Origin of the sequence: Gordonia sp. p3-SID1431, assembly GCF_025143765.1 — a bacterium.
Classification (GTDB): domain Bacteria; phylum Actinomycetota; class Actinomycetes; order Mycobacteriales; family Mycobacteriaceae; genus Gordonia; species Gordonia hongkongensis.
The window spans coordinates 1-16558 of the sequence record NZ_JAMBDT010000107.1; the positions used below are offsets into that span (position 1 = coordinate 1).

Consider the following 16558-nt stretch of genomic DNA (forward strand, 5'->3'; position numbering starts at 1 on the left):
CAAGGCTTTTCAGCAACCGCCGGAAGGTCGCCGCCTGACTGTCCGGCATGGCGCCGCTGAGTAGCTCGTCTTCCACGGCCCGGATCTCGGCCCGGACGCCGTCGAGTAGTGAACGCCCCTCCGTCGTGATCGAGACGGTCCACTGGCGACGACTCCCCGACCTGTCCCTGGACACGATGCCCCGCCGTTGGAGTTCGTCCAGGTGCTTGCCGAGCCGTGTCGGATCTCGCCCGGTGCGTTCGGACAACTCACGCTGCGACACTGCCGGTGTCGCAGCGACCTCGCGCACGATGGCGTACTCCCACATCGACAGCCCGGCGGCCCGGAGGATCGGCTCCTCGCGGGTCATCAGATGCGGTATCAGTCGCCCGAGAAGTGCGCCGAGATCGGGCTCTGCGCCCGAGCCCCTGTCGTCGTTCACCATCGACATCCCCTCTGCGATCGTCTACCGTGGTAGACGATCGCTGCGAACGGCTTCTCCCGTGCGGTGCGGGAGCATCCTCTCATCATCGCGGTCCACCGGGCCTGATCGACAGATTGATCGGGCATTGTCTGGAAGAAGGGGCGTCGAATGGACACACCGGCTTTGCGGGCGGTCACTGACGATGTGGGTGCGCATGTCTCGGAGATGACAGTCGGCGACATGGGCATCCGGACCACTTCGGGGTCGGGCGACCTCGGTGATCTATACCTGGCCGCCGTCGAACGAAACACGCGTCTCACAGCGCTCCTCACCGGCGAGGAGCTGAACTCTCGGCGAGCTGCACCGATGGACAGGGCATCGTTCCCGCTGGTGGCGGACCAGTACGGAGGCGGATTCGAACACCGATACCGTCGAAGTGCCGACCTGCTGGTCGCCGCCTTCGCCGAAGTCCTCGACACGCAACGGGTCGTCGACCTCGACGGCACCCACACAACTGTGCGAGCGCTCTACGACCACGCGGTCCGCGATGCCTTCCTGCTCACGTGGAACATCGCGACCGCAATCGACATCCGGTACCAGCCGCGACCCGACATCGTCCGAGGGGTCGTACAGACGATGCTCTCGGACCTCGAGGATGCCGATCTGGCAACGGCAGTCGACGTCCTCGTCCAACTGACGGGTCCACACCGGGACAAGTGAGCAGTCGGGTTGGACTGCGATGCCGCGTCCGCTGGGTGTCGCGGTCCGCTCAGCTTTCTCTCAGGGGTCGGAATCGATCGCTCGAGCCGCAGGCGTAACGTCGCGCGAATGAGCGATTCCGCGGTCCGCAACATCGACCATCCCGATCAGGCGCCGGTACCCCGCAGCCGCATCGTGGTCGCGTCGATGATCGGGACGAGCATCGAGTTCTTCGACTTCTACATCTATGCCACGGCCGCGGTCCTCGTGTTCCCGGTGCTGTTCTTCCCCAAGGGGGACGACACCGCGGCGCTGCTGTCGTCGTTCGCGACCTTCGGCCTCGCGTTCGTGGCGCGGCCCATCGGCTCGATCCTGTTCGGGCACTTCGGCGATCGCATCGGACGTAAGGCGACCTTGGTCGGGTCGCTGCTCACCATGGGCATCGCGACCTTCGTCATCGGCCTGCTGCCCACCTACGATTCCGTCGGTTACCTCGCGCCCGCGCTGCTTGCGCTGATGCGGTTCTGCCAGGGCCTCGGGCTGGGCGGGGAGTGGTCGGGCGCAGCGCTTCTCGCCACCGAGACGGCCGAGAAGGGCAAACGGGCGTGGGCCGCGATGTGGCCGCAGCTGGGTGCGCCGATCGGGTTCTTCTTCGCCAACGGCACCTTCCTGCTGCTGATGCTCGCCCTCGATTTCGATGCCGCGACCGCCGACCCCGACCACGCCTTCATGACCTGGGGCTGGCGAATCCCGTTCCTGGCCAGTGCGATCATGGTGGCCGTCGGGTTGTACGTGCGTCTGAAGCTCACCGAGACACCGGTGTTCGCTAAGGCCGTCGCGGACGGCAAGAAGGTCAAGGCGCCGCTGGCCGAGGTCGTCAAGACCAGCTGGCGTCCGCTCATCGCGGGCACGTTCATCATGGTCGCGACGTACACGCTGTTCTACATCGTGACCACCTGGGTGATCTCCTACGGCACCGGCAAGGTGACCGACGAATCGGGTGTGAAGCTCTCCATCAGCTACGTCGACTTCCTGCAGCTGCAGCTCGTCGCGGTCCTGTTCTTCGCCGCGTGCGTGCCGATCTCGGGCCGCCTCGCCGACCGGTACGGCCGCCGCGCCTTCCTCATCGTGATCACCGCGGCGATCATCGTCTTCGGTCTGTGCTTCCAGTGGCTGCTCGACCCGGCGTCGATGACCGACGGCATGATGCTGTTCTTCCTGATCCTGGGAATGACGCTGATGGGTCTCACCTTCGGGCCGATGAGCGCGATCCTGCCCGAGCTGTTCCCGACCAACGTGCGCTACACGGGTTCGGGCGTGGCCTACAACGTGGCGTCCATCCTCGGCGCCGCCGTGGCCCCGTTCATCGCGACGTGGATCGTCGCCGACTACGGCGTCGGCTGGGTGGGCGTGTATCTCGCGGTCGCCGCCTGCGCCACGATGATCGCCCTGCTCAGCGTCCGTGAGACCAAGTCCGTCGACCTCACCGAGGTCTGAGCAGGACGGGTTGTCGGGGGCTCGGCGTACCGTCGGACAGGTGAATGCGCGTCCGGCAGCAGGTGAGGCGACATGAGGCTGATCGACGTCGTCGAGACCTCCGCGGATGTCGCGCGAGACCGGTCGCGGATACGGAAGACGACGGTGCTCGCCGAGGCGCTCTCCCAGGCGACCGACGAGGAACTGCCGGTCGTCGTCGCCTGGCTGTCGGGGGAGATCCCGCAGGGCAGGCTCGGCGTCGGGTGGCGGTCCCTGTCCAAACTGATGGCACCACCGGCCGATTCGCCGACCCTCGAGGTCGCTGCCGTCGACGCCGCGCTCGGCGAGCTCGCGTCCGCGTCGGGTCCGGGTTCGACGAAGCGGCGCGGCGAGATCATCGCGTCGTTGTTCGCCGCGTCGACCGAGTCCGAGCAGAAGTTCCTCGTGGCACTGCTCACCGGTGAATTGCGGCAGGGGGCGCTGGCCGGTGTCATGACCGACGCCATCGCGAAGGTCACCGGCCAGGATCTGGCTCTGGTGCGCCGCGCGAACATGCTGACCGGTTCGCTGCCGGTCACCGCCGCGCTGGCCCGGTTCGGCGCGGAGTCGCTGGCGGGGGTCGGCCTGGAGGTCGGACGCGCCGTCGAACCGATGCTCGCGACACCCGCCGACGACCTCGACTCCGCACTTGCGCTCCTCGGGCCCGACCTCGTCGTCGACTACAAACTCGACGGGGCCCGAATCCAGGTGCACCGCAACGGAGCCGAGATCTCGGTGTTCACCCGCACGCTGCGCGACGTGACGGCGAACGTCCCCGACCTCGTCTCGGTGATCGCCTCCCTGCCCTGCGATTCGGTCATCCTCGACGGCGAGACGTTGATGCTCTCCGACGACGGGCGCCCACGGTCGTTCCAGGACACCATGAGCCGCTTCGGCTCTGGACCCACCGCGGCCGGCGAACCCGAACGCCTGCTGAAGCCGTTCTTTTTCGACTGCCTCCATCTCGACGGCGTCGACCTCATCGACCGGCCGCTGTCCGAGCGGCTCGCTGCGATCGACTCGATCGCGCCGCAGTTGCGAATCCCCGCGGTCACCCGGCCGAGCGTCGAGGAGGCCCGCAGCCACTTCGACGCCGCGATGGCCGACGGTCACGAGGGTGTGATGGTGAAGTCGCTCGACGGCCTGTATGTGGCGGGTCGCCGCGGAAAGGCCTGGCAGAAGGTCAAACCGACGCACACGTTCGATCTGGTGGTGCTCGGTGCCGAATGGGGCTCGGGCCGGCGGTCGGGGTGGCTGTCGAATCTGCATCTCGGCGCCCGCGATCCCGAGACGGGCGAGCTCGTGATGGTCGGCAAGACGTTCAAGGGCCTGACGGACGAGCTGTTGCGCTGGCAGACCGAGGAGTTCCCGAAGCACGAGACGCACCGGGACTCGTACACGGTGTACCTGCGTCCGGAGATCGTCGTCGAGATCGAACTCGATGGCGCGCAACGGAGTTCAAGATATCCGGGCGGAGTCGCGCTGCGCTTCGCGCGCGTGGTGCGTTACCGCCCGGACAAGACTCCCGCGCAAGCCGACAGCATCGAGGCGATCCGCGCGCTGTTGAAGTGAGTCCGAAAACCACCCGTAGGAAACGGACAGCCGACGATGCGTCGCGTTTCCGGTTCCACAGGGTGGTTTTCGGCGAGATGCTCAGAGCAACGACAGCTGGGCGACAGGGGTGGTGGTGGGACGGTCCGAACCGCCGGGCGGTTCGACGGTGAACGCGAGCGTCGAGGCGTCGTTGATCCCGGAGAGCACGGCGGTGGTGACCGGTTCGACGTCCTGGTCGGTCATCGTGCCGGCCGAGCGAGCGCCGCCCGGCCCGATGAGCCACATCTGGTAGACGGTCCCCGGCTGTGGTGGCGGGACCGAATCCATCACCAGTACACCGGTATCCGCCGACTTGGCGAGATAGACGGTGACATTGCCGGTAGCTACCGGGCCGCCCGTCGACCGCAGGTCCTCCGCGGAGAAGACCTGTTCGGCCGGTGAGGCCAGTGGGCGGACCTCCGGTTCCGGCGAGCTCGACTCTCCCATGACCCACCCGGCGGCGCCGATGGCGACGGCCGCCACCGCCGCGGCGGCGAGATACGTCCAGCGGCGAGGCAAGCGCCGTCGGTCGTCCGATCCGACCGTCGGCGTCACGGGGGCGGGAACGCTCGGATCGGATGCGGCAGGCGCGGATTGCTGCTGCGGAGGCGGCGATCCCGGCCCGGTCGGCGCCTCGGCGCCCGGGGCGGCGACGTCCGGCGCGTCGAGACCGGCGTCGGCGCGCGCAGCGGAGAGGATGCGGTCACGGAGCGTCGGCGGAGGCGGCGTGGCCGTCGTCTTGCTCATCGCGGCCAGCGCCTCGCGGGTCGCGCGGACCTGCTTGTCGAACAAGGTCTGAAGATCCTGCGGCGCGGCCGCGACCCGAGCCTGGACGTCGCGCAATTCGTCGGCGGACAGTGCGTCGAGCGCGACCAGGGGTGCCATCTCCAGCAATTCGGCAGCGTCGGGATCGAGATGATCAGCCATCACGTGCCTCCTGCCGTCGTCGAACGATCTGTTGCTGTCCCTCCGAACGCCGCTCTCGGCGGGCGGGCGTCACGTTTCCGCGTGGGCCCGGAGGCAACGAGGCTGCGGCAAGAAGTATGACGTGCGCGGATGGTGTCCGGGGTACTCGGGCCGTCGGCTGAACGACTCCTGGTGGAGTCGGGCGCCGGTCGCGTACAGCGAGAGACAGGCGGTCGCCACCGGCGGCAGCGTCGCGTCCGTGCCGAGCCACGCGCTCGCGACGTCAGTCTGGGACCCGAGTGTCATGCCACCTGTTCGGATCCATCGGCGTCCCGGATGGGTTGGGTGGCGGATGGGTCGGGGGAGGTCAGCGCGACGTTCGGTGGATCACATCCGCACCGGCGTACCGCCGGGCATCTGCTGATCGGTCGGGACGATCTCGGCGCCGAGGGGCAGAAGCGACACCGGCACCATCTTGAAACTCGCGATGCCGAGGGGGATGCCGATGATCGTGAGGCACATCGCGATGCCGGTGGTGATGTGCCCGATCGCGAGCCACAACCCGGCCACGATGATCCAGATGACGTTGCCGATGGTCGACGCGACGCCCGCGGTCGGCTTGCGGATGACAGTTCGTCCGAAGGGCCAGAGCGCGTAGCTCGCCATCCGGAACGAGGCGATGCCGAACGGGATCGTGATGATCAGGATGCAGCAGATGATGCCGGCGACGACGTAGCCGATCGCCATCCACAGTCCGCACAGGACGAGCCAGATGACGTTGAGGATGGTCTTCATCCCACCATTGTCCATGCGGCACCGACCGGTGGGGACAAATGCGAGACGCGCGAGGCCTGCCCGCGGCCCGGCCCGACATTACGATGACCGACGTGGCGGGAAGTCCGGGGCGGGCGCGTGAGGCGGTGTGGGCGGTGCTCGCCACGGTCGTCCTCGTGATCCGCATTCTGGCGACCATCGCGCTCGTGCTGTTCGTGATCGGCTGGGCCGTCGCGGCGGTCCGCGATTCGCTCGACAACGCGTTCCTCTGGCCGTCGATCGGTGCCGGCATCGCGCTGCTCGCGAGCACCTACGTCTACGGCCACCTCCGCGCGCGCTACCCGCGGCACAACGGCTGGATTCCGTGAGTTCTGCGCACCGCCGCTCCCTCGGTGCGTGCGGCGCCCGCCCTCGCTCCCTCAGCGCTGAGCGAGGCCCCGCTCAGCGCTGTTGAGTTGCGGGCTAGGCCCGCCCCCGCTCCCTGAGGAGCGGCCGGAGCTTGCGGAGGCCGCGTCACGAAGGGTCCTGGTGAGGCACGCTCACCAGGCCCTTCGAGGCTCGTCGCTATCGCTCCTCGCACCTCAGGGAGCAAGAGGAGACTCGCACCGCAGGGAGCAAGGGGAGGCTCGCACCTCAGGGAGCAAGAGGAGACTCGCACCGCAGGGAGCTTGGGGAGGCTCGCACCGCAGGGAGCAAGGGGAGGCTCGCACCTCAGGGGGCAGAAGCGGGCGTCTGGTCCCCGCAGGGACCTCAGGACGCGACGCGACCCAAACGGGCGAGCAGCGTCGTCTGACGATCGGCGCCGGCCGGGATCTCGACCTTGCGACACACGCCTTCGGAGTAGATCGCGTCGCCGAAACCGTCGATAGCGGCTTCCATCTCGGACAGGTCGTCGTCGGAGAACCGATGGTCGGCACCGGCTGCGCGGGCGATGTCCCAGCGGTGGGCGACCATGTCGAAACCGTAGAAGCGGATGAGGGTCTCGCCGATCGTGGTCGGTCCGAAGTGTCCGTCGAAGGTGCGTTCGCCGACGGTCGGGTCGGCGAGCAGCCCGGCGACGGTGTCGCGGTGGGTGTGCCAGGCGGCGGCCGGGTCGTCGAGCGAGGGTGCCGGTCCGGCATCGATGTCGTGGCGTGCGAAGAACTCGCGCTGGGTGTCGATGACGTGGCCGACGACGTCGCGTCCGGTCCATCCCTCGCACGGCGAGTCCGCGGTCCAGGTGCCGGCGGGCGCGTCATCGAGGACGGTGGCGAAGCCGTCGGCGAGGCGGACGTAGTGGTCGAGCAATGGTGAGGTGTCGTTGATTGCGGTCATGATGAGAGTCAACCGCGAGACCACGGGACGGTGATTGATGAAACCCGACAATCCGGCGCGGCTCGACGACGTCGAGCGCGCGCACCTCATCGACCCGTCGGACGCGAGCTTTCGCATCGGACGGTGGGCGCCGAGCCCCGATCTGGACGAACTGGTGCGCCGCTTCTGGGTCCCGGTGTGGTGGGTCCCGCCCGGGGCGGAGGCGCCGCAGCGCGTCCTGCAGTATCCCGTCTGCCTCATCGTCGTCAGCAACACCTACGCCCGCTTCTACGGCGTGGTGACCGGGTTGTCGGAGACGGTGCTGACCGGCGACGGCTGGGCAGTCGGGGTGATGCTCACGCCGGCAGCCGGGGGAGTGCTGACCGGCGACGTCGGGAAATGGACCGATCGGCATGCCGAACTGTCCGAGGTCTTCGGTGAGCGGGGCACCGACCTCGAGCGGTCGGTGCGGTCGGTGATGGCTGTCGAACCCGGGGTCGAGACAACCCAGCGTTCTGCGACCGGCCGCGTCGAGGATTGGCTGCGGTCATATCTCCCGCTCGACGACGACGGCCGGCTGATCAACGCGATCGTGGAGTACGTGGAAACCGATTCGTCGGTGGTGGCGGTCGCGCAGATCTGCGAGCGATTCCACCTCACCGAACGCAGCCTGCAGCGGCTGACCCGGCGTCGTCTCGGTCTCACCCCGAAGTGGCTCATCCAACGTCGACGGCTCCACGAGGCGGCCGAGCGGCTGCGCGACCGGTCGGGGACGCTCGCCTCGCTGGCGGCGGAGCTGTCCTACGCCGACGAGGCGCACTTCGTGCGTGACTTCAAGACCGTCACCGGTATGACCCCGCGGACGTTCTCCGCGCGGTTCGGTTAGGCCGGGTGCGGTCCTTCACCGGCGACGACCAGCTCGGTGGTTGTTGCCGAGATCACATCGCGGCAGGCAGAATCGTCGACATATCGGGCAATCGACTCGGCTGATCGTACGGAGGGTGCATGACAGACGCGGCTTCGGTGGCCACGCGCATCCGCCGGGCGTACGAGGACTTCCTCTCCGGCGGCAATCCGCCCGCCGATGCGGTTCGGTCGATCGTCCGCGACTCGTGGGCGAGGTCCCTGACCGGCGGAGTGGACCCCAGCGACGCGACCCCGAACGGCGATCGTGCCTCTACGATGTCGCCTGCGGAGTTCGCCGCCTACCGCGCCGCGCATCCCATCACCGCCGTCCGGCCGTTGGTGCAGTCCCTGATGGTCGACGCCATCGCCGACACCGGTGTCGTCGTCGCGCTGACGGATCAGGCCGGGCGCCTGCTGTGGATCGAGGGCGACACGGCCGCCCGCGATCGGGCCGGTCACATCAACTTCGTCGAGGGCACGGTGTGGAGCGAAGAGGTCGTCGGCACCAATGCCCCGGGACTCGCGCTGGCCGTCGACCGAGGCGTACAGGTCGTCGGACCCGAACACTTCGCCGGCCCCGTGCAGGAGTGGAGCTGTGCCGCGGCGCCCGTGCACGACCCGCTGACCGGGCACGTGATCGGTGTCATCGACGTGACCGGTGGACGTGAGGTCGCGGCACCGTTCGCGCTGGCGGCCGTCCGCTCGGTGGTCGCGGCCGTCGAGCGTGAACTGCGGGCGGGTGCTGTCGACCTCGGCGACCCGTCCACCTTCGATTCGGCGCCCAGACCGCAGGGCGCGGCGCATCTCACCGTCCTCGGAGACGGTTCGGGACGCTGGCACCGAGTCGCCGACGGGCCGGGCGCCCGCACGCTGTCCCGTCGACATGCGGAGATACTCGTTCTGCTACAAGCATTTCCGGAAGGACTGAACACCGAGCAGCTCGCGCTCAAGCTGGCCGAGGACGGGCTCGACCCGGTCACGGTGCGAGCCGAGATCTCCCGGCTCCGCCGCGACCTCGGTGCTGACGTCGTGGCAAGCAGGCCCTACCGCCTCACTCTCGACATCACCTCCGACGTCGACGCCCTCCGGTCGCGCATCGCGTCGGGTACGGATCTCGCGTCGGTGGTCGACGACCTCGGTCGCGGCGGACTGCTCGCCGAGTCGAGCGCGCCGGGCATCGTCGACATCTTCGAGGAACTCCGGGAAGATCTGCGGTCACGTCTCTTCGCGTCCGGCGACGTCGCGGCCCTCCGCCGGTGGACGTCGTCGACCCACGGACGCGACGACCTCGCCGCCTGGCGCCGCCTCGAACACCGCCTGCCGGTCGGCGATCCCGACCGGGCCGTCGTCGGCGGACGCATCCGACTCCTGGACAAGCGGTACGGGGCGTAACCGGCTGAGCTGCGTGAACAGCTGGTGGCCAACGTTGCAACGCTTGTGCAACCACCCCGCTCCTAGAGTGTGGAGCAGATCACAACGGACGCCTCCGGTGTCCCGTGTGACATCCGCAGAGCGTCCTCAGCTTGAGGCCCACACGCAAGGAGCAACCATGACCGTCTTCGCAAAGCCGGGTGCCGATGGCTCGGTGATGAGCTACGAGTCGCGCTACGACAACTGGATCGGCGGACAGTGGACCCCGCCGGTGAAGGGTCAGTACTTCGAGAACCCGTCGCCCGTCGACGGCAAGATCTTCTGCGAGGTCGCACGCTCGACCGCCGAGGACATCGACCTCGCGCTCGACGCCGCCCACAAGGCCGCACCCGGATGGGGCAAGACCCCCGTCGCCGAGCGCTCGCTGGCCCTGCTGCGCATCGCCGATCGCATGGAGGAGAACCTCGAGAAGCTCGCCGTCGCCGAGACCTGGGACAACGGCAAGGCCGTCCGCGAGACCATGGCCGCCGACATCCCGCTGGCCATCGACCACTTCCGCTACTTCGCCGGCGCCCTCCGCGCCCAGGAGGGCTCGATCTCCGAGGTCGACGAGGACACCGTCGCCTACCACTTCCACGAGCCGCTCGGCGTCGTCGGCCAGATCATCCCCTGGAACTTCCCGATCCTGATGGCGGTGTGGAAGCTGGCGCCCGCGCTCGCCGCCGGCAACGCGGTCGTGCTCAAGCCCGCCGAGCAGACACCCGCGTCGATCCTGTACCTGGTCAGCCTCATCAGCGACCTGCTTCCCGCCGGAGTCCTCAACGTGGTCAACGGGTTCGGCGTCGAGGCGGGCAAGCCGCTCGCGTCGAGCAACCGTATCCGCAAGATCGCGTTCACCGGTGAGACCACCACCGGCCGGCTCATCATGCAGTACGCCTCGGAGAACCTGATCCCGGTCACCCTCGAGCTGGGCGGCAAGAGCCCGAACATCTTCTTCAACGACGTGATGTCCGCCGACGACGGGTTCCTCGACCGTGCGCTGGAAGGCTTCTCGATGTTCGCGCTCAACCAGGGCGAGGTGTGCACCTGCCCCAGCCGCGCGCTCATCCAGCAGGACATCTACGACGAGTTCATCGCCAAGGCCGTCGACCGCGTCGGAAAGATCAAGCAGGGCAACCCCCTCGACACCGACACGATGATGGGCGCGCAGGCCTCCAACGATCAGTTCGAGAAGATCTCCTCCTACCTCGCCATCGGCAAGGACGAGGGCGCCGAGGTGCTGATCGGCGGCGAGGCAGCCGAACTCGACGGCGATCTGGCCGGCGGCTTCTACATCAAACCGACTGTCTTCCAGGGCAACAACAAGATGCGCATCTTCCAGGAAGAGATCTTCGGCCCGGTCCTCGCGGTCACCACCTTCAAGGACTTCGCCGACGCCATGCACATCGCCAACGACACGCTCTACGGGCTCGGCGCCGGCGTGTGGAGCCGTGACGGTGCGACCGCCTACCGGGCGGGCCGCGAGATCCAGGCCGGCCGGGTGTGGACGAACACCTACCACGACTACCCGGCGCACGCCGCCTTCGGCGGGTACAAGCAGTCCGGTATCGGTCGCGAGAACCACCTCATGATGCTCGAGCACTACCAGCAGACCAAGAACCTCCTGGTCGGTTACGCTCAGAGCGCCAAGGGTTTCTTCTGACCCTTCGAGGCTCGTCGCTATCGCTCCTCGCACCTCAGGGAGCGGAGAGGGGCCGGCTGCGCCCATCGTGAGCGGTGCAAGTACAAGCGAAGAGAAGGTGATTGACGATGACCGCCGAGCAGAGTGTTCCTGATCGCGTGGTCGCCACAGACTCCGCCGTGCAGCTCCTGACCAAGTTGTCGGAGCTGCACGGCGGCCTCATGATCCACCAGTCCGGTGGGTGCTGTGACGGCTCGGCCCCGATGTGTTACCCGGTCGGGGAGTATCGAGTGGGCCAGCGGGATGTGCTGGTCGGCGAGATCGAACTCCCCGAACCCATTCCGGCTGTACGGGTCTGGATCAACGGTGACCAGTTCGAGCTGTGGAAGCACACCCAGCTGATCCTCGACGTCGTGAAGGGTCGTGGCGCCGGATTCAGTCTCGAGGCGCCGGAAGGCGTCCGGTTCCTCTCGCGTGCACGAACTTTCACCGATGAGGAGAACGAGATCCTGGAGGCGTCGCCGCCGCTGACGGGGGCCACCGCCGGCCCCTGAGCTCGACCCCACACAGAATGCGTCGTCCGTATCGAAATCCGATACGGACGACGCATTCTGTGTCTGTCCGGGCTGGTTCACCACTGGTCGAAGCCCACGTTGACCTGGGGGTATCCGGTGTCGATGTGGTTGTTCATCCAGTAGTTCTGGGCGTGGGGTCCCCAGATGGTGCTCATGGCGGTGTTGACGTTGTGGGGGTGGTTGGTGAGTTGGTAGTTGGCGGTGGGGCCGAAGGGGCCGATGCGGTAGATGGCGTTGACGTCGAGGTGGTTGGTGAAGGGTGCGGTGGCGGTGATGGTTTCGGTGGCGCCGGGGTAGAGGATGTGTTGGGGTGCGTTGACCCATTGGCCGCCGTCGGCGTTGGCGCCTTGGAGGTATTCGGGCTTGTCGGTGTGGTTGGTGATGGTCATGGCGACGGTGGGTTCGCCGGGTCGGGTGACCGGGAGGGTGCCGGCGTGGGCGGCTCCGGCGGCGCCGAGGGCGATGCCTGTTGCGGCGGCTAGTCCGAGGGTGGCGGTGGCGATGCGGGTGGTGGTCTTCATGGTGTGCTCCCGGTGGTGTGGGGGTTGTTGTGGTGACACCACTGACTTTCCTCGGGATGTGGGTGTGGTGGTTTCCGCTGACCGGGTGATGGTGGGGGTGAACGCTGCATCCACCGATCGGGGGACATGCGGACCCGGACACGAGGATGCGCCGAGTTCGACGGGTGGGAGTCGTCGGGGCAACTACCATCGAGGGATGTCGAACGCCGACGGCTCCCCACCGCCCCGCCCACGCGTCGCCGTCACGCCGCTGCGCCCGCAGCGGCCGGTCGGACGCTCCCCGGTCACTCGCTATGTGATCCTCGGCTGGTTGGTGTCGGTGGCCCTGGTCGTGGTGACCGTCGGCCTGACGCTGGTGTCGCTGAACGACATTCGGGCCGTTCTGGCCGCCGATCTCGTCCGGACCAATCCGGGCAGCGGGACCGATGCCGCACGCGCCGTGGACATCTCGTTGATGGTGGGCGGGGCGATCGCACTGGTCGTCGTGCTCCTCGGGCTGTACGGGTCCGCGCGACTCTGGGACAGTCGACGGTCCGGCCGGAGCATCCTGACGGTCGGCGCCGTCGTCGCGGTGGCGGGCGCCGTGGCCTTCCATCTCACGGTCAACCCGTCCGCGACAGCACTCTCCGACGCCGGTTTACCGGTTGTCGCACAGTGGGTTCCGGCGGCGGCCGCGCTTGTCGCGGTCGTCGCCACCGGAGCGTCCTACACCCGGTCGGTCACGGCATCCCTGCGCTGAAACCCTGGCCGCCGCTCCGGACCGCCTCACCGAGTTGGGCGACGATACCCTCGGCACTACGCACCGCGACCTGACATGCCGACGCCGAGGCCGGCGCGAGGAGCGGGTGGCCGGCACGTGCCCGCCAGGTCCGCGCGGCGTCGATCGCGGCGTCCCGCAGTGTGTACACGTCGGCGGTCGCGGGCAGTCCGAGGCGGGCCGCGGGATCGATGCCCGACCCGCCGATGAGCCGGGTGATCTCGGCCGTCTGGTCAGCGGGGAGGTCGACGCCCCCGGCCCGGATGGTGCCGAGCAGACGCAGCTCTCGGAAACCGTGGACGTCCGCGAGTTCCCGGCGAACCGCGGCCCGGACTTCACGCGCCCCCGCCGACGATGACGCGGCCAGGAGGTGATCCATCGTCACCAGCGCCGAATGGGACTTGAGCTGGTCCGCGCGCTGCCCGAATTGGGTGTCGATGATGGCGCTCAACTCCGCGAGTCCGCTGCGCTCGACGAGTTCGGCGGCCAGCGCCGACGAGGAGCTCGCGCCGAACCGGATGAGCCTGACCGCCATTCGGATGCCGAAGGCGCCGAAGCGTTCGGCCAGCGAACGCCGCAGCTCGGCGGGTATGTCGGGCAGGATGTCCGGCCGGGAGAACCGGTCCATCGTCAGCAAGGCCGCCTCGAGCTCGGGTGCCGGGGTCGCGGCCAGGTGTGCCAGCGCGCGGAACTCGACCTCCCGCATGGTGCGGGCGGCCAGTGCCAGCAGTCCCGCCACCGGCACGACCGCCTGGCACAGGCCCGTGCGTTCGAGCTCGCCGGCGAACCGTCCGGCGATCTGGTGCGCGGAGATCATCGCATCCATCCGGCCGGCACCGAGCTCGTCCGCGCGGGAGACGACGCCGATGACACCCAGCGGGCCCGACGATCCGCCGATGGCCGACCCGATGCGGCGCAGCATCGTCGTGTCGGTGGCGGTCAGTGAACGCAACAGGTAGACGACGGCGTCCACGCCGGACTGACCGTCGTCGGGGGTGAGGAGCCGGATTGTCGACGCGGACAACTCCGTCGACAAGGACGCCGTGCCCGGGGTGTCGACGATGGTCGTCGACTGCAGGGCACGCGCGGGCCATTCGACGTCCAGACGGTCGACGCGATCGGCGGTGAGTCGCCCGAAATCGAAGCCCAGTCGACCGTCGATGCGGGTGACCGGGATGCCCACCGCGCGACCGTCGTCGACGTGTGCGGTGACCGACGGCGACCGGCCGTTGCGGTACCAGGTGACGACCCGCGTGCACTCGGTGGCATCGGTGGGGGCGATGTCCTGTCCCACAAGGGCGTTCAGCAGCGTCGACTTGCCAGCTTTGAGCGAACCGGCCAGGGCGACCCGCACCGGTTGGTACAACCGGTGGGCGCACACGTCGAGCTCGGCCTGTGCGTGCGGGTCGTCGGCGAGGGCGGTGCGGGTGGCGTCGAGAAACCCTCGGACGCGGGCGATGTCGGTCATCGGCGCGGGAGCTCCGCAGCGGGTTCCTCCGGGTCGAGATGATCGGCCGCCTTGCGCAGCGCGGCGACCGCGGTGAGCCGGGACTCGAGTTCGGCGACGCGTCCGGATCGCTCCGAATCGGCGAGGGTCGCGGCAGACTGTGCGGCACTGAGGGATTCCGAGATCGAGCGTGCGGTCTGTTCGGCGACCGAGGTGAAGTGATCGCGGAGGACTCGCTGGATGACCCGCAGCCGGTCGCGGGATTCCTTGCCGACCTGGAAGCTGACGTCGTCGGTGAACGCGCGCACCGCGACCTTCGCCTTGGCGCGGCGTTCGAGGACCTTCGCCTCCTTGTCATCCCGGTACGCCTTGGTGCCGAGCAACAGACCGGCGCCGACGGACACCGGGTTGATGAGCGCCATGCCGACCATCGTCGAGATGAGTCCGAACATCAGCACACCGCCGTACGAACCGCGCATGCCGATCAACAGCTTCTGGGCGAGACCGACTCTGCCGCTGTCGAGTTCGGCGAGCTCGGCCACGGAATCGAGCACACCGGTCAGATCGGCGACGTCGATGTCGGGCAGCGAGTTCTGGCCGGCCGCCGCGAAGTGGTCGGCCACCCGCTCGGCGAGCCACACCGATCGCTCATGCGCCCAGACGAAGTTGTCACCGATGACGGCGGCGGTCTGATCGGCCAGCCACTCGCTCAGCTGTTCCCAGTCGACCCCCGGATCGCCCTCGTCGATGGCCCGTTCGGCTTCCCGGGTGACCGCGCGGAGACGGTCCCGCAGGTCGTGGTCGATGTCGGCGGCGAGGTCGGCGATGCCGTCGGCCAGCGTCTGCTGCCACTGAGCGGACTGACGTCGCATGGCCTCCGCGTCGGACTTCGCCTCCCGGAGCGCGCCGACGGCGCGGCCGGCGGTCTCCGGATCGCGCAGGGCGGCGAGTTCGCTGCCCAGGGTGAGCGCGAGATGTTCGCTGACGACGCGCAGATCGGTGGCGACGGTGGTCCGGGTCGCCTGTCGTGCGGTGGACACCACGCGCTCGCGCAGGTACCGGTACAGATCGAGGAACCCGGCCTCGGCGTTGAGTTTCTCGTCGCCGAGCCGCAGCGCGTGGGTGCGCAGCACCGATGAGACGGGCAACAGCGGGATGTCGAGGCCGGCGGTGTGCAGATGGGTGCGGTCGGCGTCGACGATGGCCCGCCAGTGCGGGTACAGGTCGGTCTTCGTGATGAGGCACGCGATGGTCGGGCACAGTCCGGCGACCTGCTGGAGGAAGGACATCTCCGGCGCGGTGAACTCCTGGCTGGCATCCGACACGACGAGTACCGCGTCGGCTGCCGCGACCATGCCCAGAGTCGCTGCGGCATAAGGGTGTCCGTGGCCGCCGACGCCGGGGGTGTCGACGAGGACGAGGCCGTCGGCGAGCAACGGGCCGGGTGCCTCGATCTCGAGCCGGAGCACCTCGCGGCCACCGGCGAGCGGGGAGTCGGGGGTGATACCGGCGATGGCGTCCATCGGCACCGGGATGCGGTTGTCGGCGGCCGGGCCGTCGACGACCAGATGGGCCGACGGTTGCGCGGCATGCGAGATGACCGTCGGCACCGCGGTCGTCTCGTCGTCGCCGACCGAGCACACGTCCAGGTTGAGCAGTGCGTTGACGAACGAGCTCTTGCCCTGTTTCAGCTGACCCACCACGACGATCCGCAGGCGGGGGTCGGTGATCCGGGTGCGCGCGCCGTCGAGGCGACTGACGAGATCGTTACGGCCCGCCTCCCGGGCCACCTCGGACATCGTGGTCAGCAGGTCGCCGATGGTGTTCGGCACCTGCGTCCGTGCCGGGGTCGCCACTGCCGGGGTCGCCGGGGCTGGGGCCGTGGTCGCGGGTGGCCGGGGCAGGGCAGCGGCGTGTGCCGGTGCGGTCGGGGCTGCTGCCTTCCACGTGGGGGCGGGACCAGGTGCGTCCCGATCGGCGGCGTGCCGGCCGACGCGAGGTGGTTCGGCGGGTGGAGTGGTCATGGTGTCCTCACGGTAGCGGTGAGTCGGCCCGTCCGGTCGGCATCGGCGGGGCTTCGCACCCGTTCGGGCGGTGCGTGCGAGCGTGCCGGGAGA

The 16558-nt window shown here is 68.6% G+C and carries 16 protein-coding genes; 9 read left to right on the forward strand and 7 right to left on the reverse strand.

The features are described 5' to 3' along the window. Positions 1-424, reverse strand: a 424-nt coding sequence (locus tag M4D77_RS20305) for a MarR family winged helix-turn-helix transcriptional regulator (protein ID WP_259937187.1), incomplete at its 3' end; no start/stop codon positions are given. Between the two features lie 147 nt (positions 425-571). Between M4D77_RS20305 and M4D77_RS20310 the strand changes: the two genes are divergently transcribed. The 3 genes from M4D77_RS20310 to M4D77_RS20320 all read left to right on the forward strand — a co-directional run bounded on the left by M4D77_RS20310 (position 572) and on the right by M4D77_RS20320 (position 4189). Beyond that, entirely contained in the window at positions 572-1123 is a 552-nt protein-coding gene (locus tag M4D77_RS20310; protein WP_259937188.1) for a hypothetical protein, read from the forward strand. 108 nt (positions 1124-1231) lie between these two features. Beyond that, positions 1232-2599, forward strand: coding sequence for an MFS transporter (locus M4D77_RS20315; RefSeq protein ID WP_065631324.1), 1368 nt, complete (start codon positions 1232-1234; stop codon positions 2597-2599). A 72-nt stretch (positions 2600-2671) separates the two neighbouring features. Beyond that, the gene (locus M4D77_RS20320; RefSeq protein ID WP_259937190.1) at positions 2672-4189 is read left to right on the forward strand and encodes an ATP-dependent DNA ligase; all 1518 of its coding nucleotides are present in this window, start codon (positions 2672-2674) and stop codon (positions 4187-4189) included. Between the two features lie 81 nt (positions 4190-4270). Here the strand turns inward: M4D77_RS20320 and M4D77_RS20325 are convergent, their stop codons facing one another. Both M4D77_RS20325 and M4D77_RS20330 read right to left on the reverse strand, forming a co-directional pair. Then, positions 4271-5137: an anti-sigma factor gene (locus M4D77_RS20325; RefSeq protein WP_137810966.1), complete on the reverse strand. Its 867-nt coding sequence runs from the start codon at positions 5135-5137 to the stop codon at positions 4271-4273. A gap of 366 nt (positions 5138-5503) precedes the next feature. Next, positions 5504-5911 carry a YccF domain-containing protein gene (locus M4D77_RS20330; RefSeq protein WP_065631321.1) on the reverse strand — a complete coding sequence of 136 codons (408 nt, stop codon included), beginning with the start codon at positions 5909-5911 and terminating at the stop codon, positions 5504-5506. Positions 5912-5994: 83 nt separating this feature from the next. Here M4D77_RS20330 and M4D77_RS20335 point away from each other — a divergent pair, with 83 nt between their 5' ends. Next, complete coding sequence (locus M4D77_RS20335) at positions 5995-6258, forward strand: hypothetical protein (RefSeq protein ID WP_058253394.1); 264 nt, start codon at positions 5995-5997, stop codon at positions 6256-6258. 382 nt (positions 6259-6640) lie between these two features. Here M4D77_RS20335 and M4D77_RS20340 read toward each other — a convergent pair whose 3' ends face one another. Continuing rightward, entirely contained in the window at positions 6641-7204 is a 564-nt protein-coding gene (locus M4D77_RS20340; protein WP_259937192.1) for a maleylpyruvate isomerase family mycothiol-dependent enzyme, read from the reverse strand. A 37-nt stretch (positions 7205-7241) separates the two neighbouring features. On the opposite strand from M4D77_RS20340, the gene M4D77_RS20345 reads away from it, so the two are divergent. The 4 genes from M4D77_RS20345 to M4D77_RS20360 all read left to right on the forward strand — a co-directional run bounded on the left by M4D77_RS20345 (position 7242) and on the right by M4D77_RS20360 (position 11695). Continuing rightward, entirely contained in the window at positions 7242-8069 is an 828-nt protein-coding gene (locus M4D77_RS20345; protein ID WP_137810964.1) for a helix-turn-helix domain-containing protein, read from the forward strand. 119 nt (positions 8070-8188) lie between these two features. Then, positions 8189-9481, forward strand: a complete 1293-nt coding sequence (locus tag M4D77_RS20350) for a GAF domain-containing protein (RefSeq protein ID WP_259937194.1) — start codon at positions 8189-8191, stop codon at positions 9479-9481. A 157-nt stretch (positions 9482-9638) separates the two neighbouring features. After that, positions 9639-11162, forward strand: coding sequence for an aldehyde dehydrogenase family protein (locus M4D77_RS20355; protein WP_004021499.1), 1524 nt, complete (start codon positions 9639-9641; stop codon positions 11160-11162). Between the two features lie 107 nt (positions 11163-11269). Beyond that, positions 11270-11695 (forward strand): DUF779 domain-containing protein, encoded by a 426-nt coding sequence (locus M4D77_RS20360; protein WP_004021498.1) that lies wholly within the window; start codon positions 11270-11272, stop codon positions 11693-11695. A gap of 77 nt (positions 11696-11772) precedes the next feature. Here M4D77_RS20360 and M4D77_RS20365 read toward each other — a convergent pair whose 3' ends face one another. Continuing rightward, the gene (locus M4D77_RS20365) at positions 11773-12237 is read right to left on the reverse strand and encodes a hypothetical protein (RefSeq protein WP_259937196.1); all 465 of its coding nucleotides are present in this window, start codon (positions 12235-12237) and stop codon (positions 11773-11775) included. Positions 12238-12433: 196 nt separating this feature from the next. Here M4D77_RS20365 and M4D77_RS20370 point away from each other — a divergent pair, with 196 nt between their 5' ends. After that, positions 12434-12976: a hypothetical protein gene (locus M4D77_RS20370; protein WP_068971385.1), complete on the forward strand. Its 543-nt coding sequence runs from the start codon at positions 12434-12436 to the stop codon at positions 12974-12976. On the opposite strand, the gene M4D77_RS20375 is transcribed toward M4D77_RS20370, so the two are convergent. Both M4D77_RS20375 and M4D77_RS20380 read right to left on the reverse strand, forming a co-directional pair. Then, positions 12957-14462, reverse strand: coding sequence for a dynamin family protein (locus tag M4D77_RS20375; protein WP_259937198.1), 1506 nt, complete (start codon positions 14460-14462; stop codon positions 12957-12959). The genes M4D77_RS20370 and M4D77_RS20375 overlap by 20 nt on opposite strands. After that, the gene (locus tag M4D77_RS20380; protein ID WP_259937199.1) at positions 14459-16465 is read right to left on the reverse strand and encodes a dynamin family protein; all 2007 of its coding nucleotides are present in this window, start codon (positions 16463-16465) and stop codon (positions 14459-14461) included. The genes M4D77_RS20375 and M4D77_RS20380 overlap by 4 nt, the downstream gene beginning before the upstream one ends. Between the last annotated feature and the right edge of the window lie 93 nt (positions 16466-16558).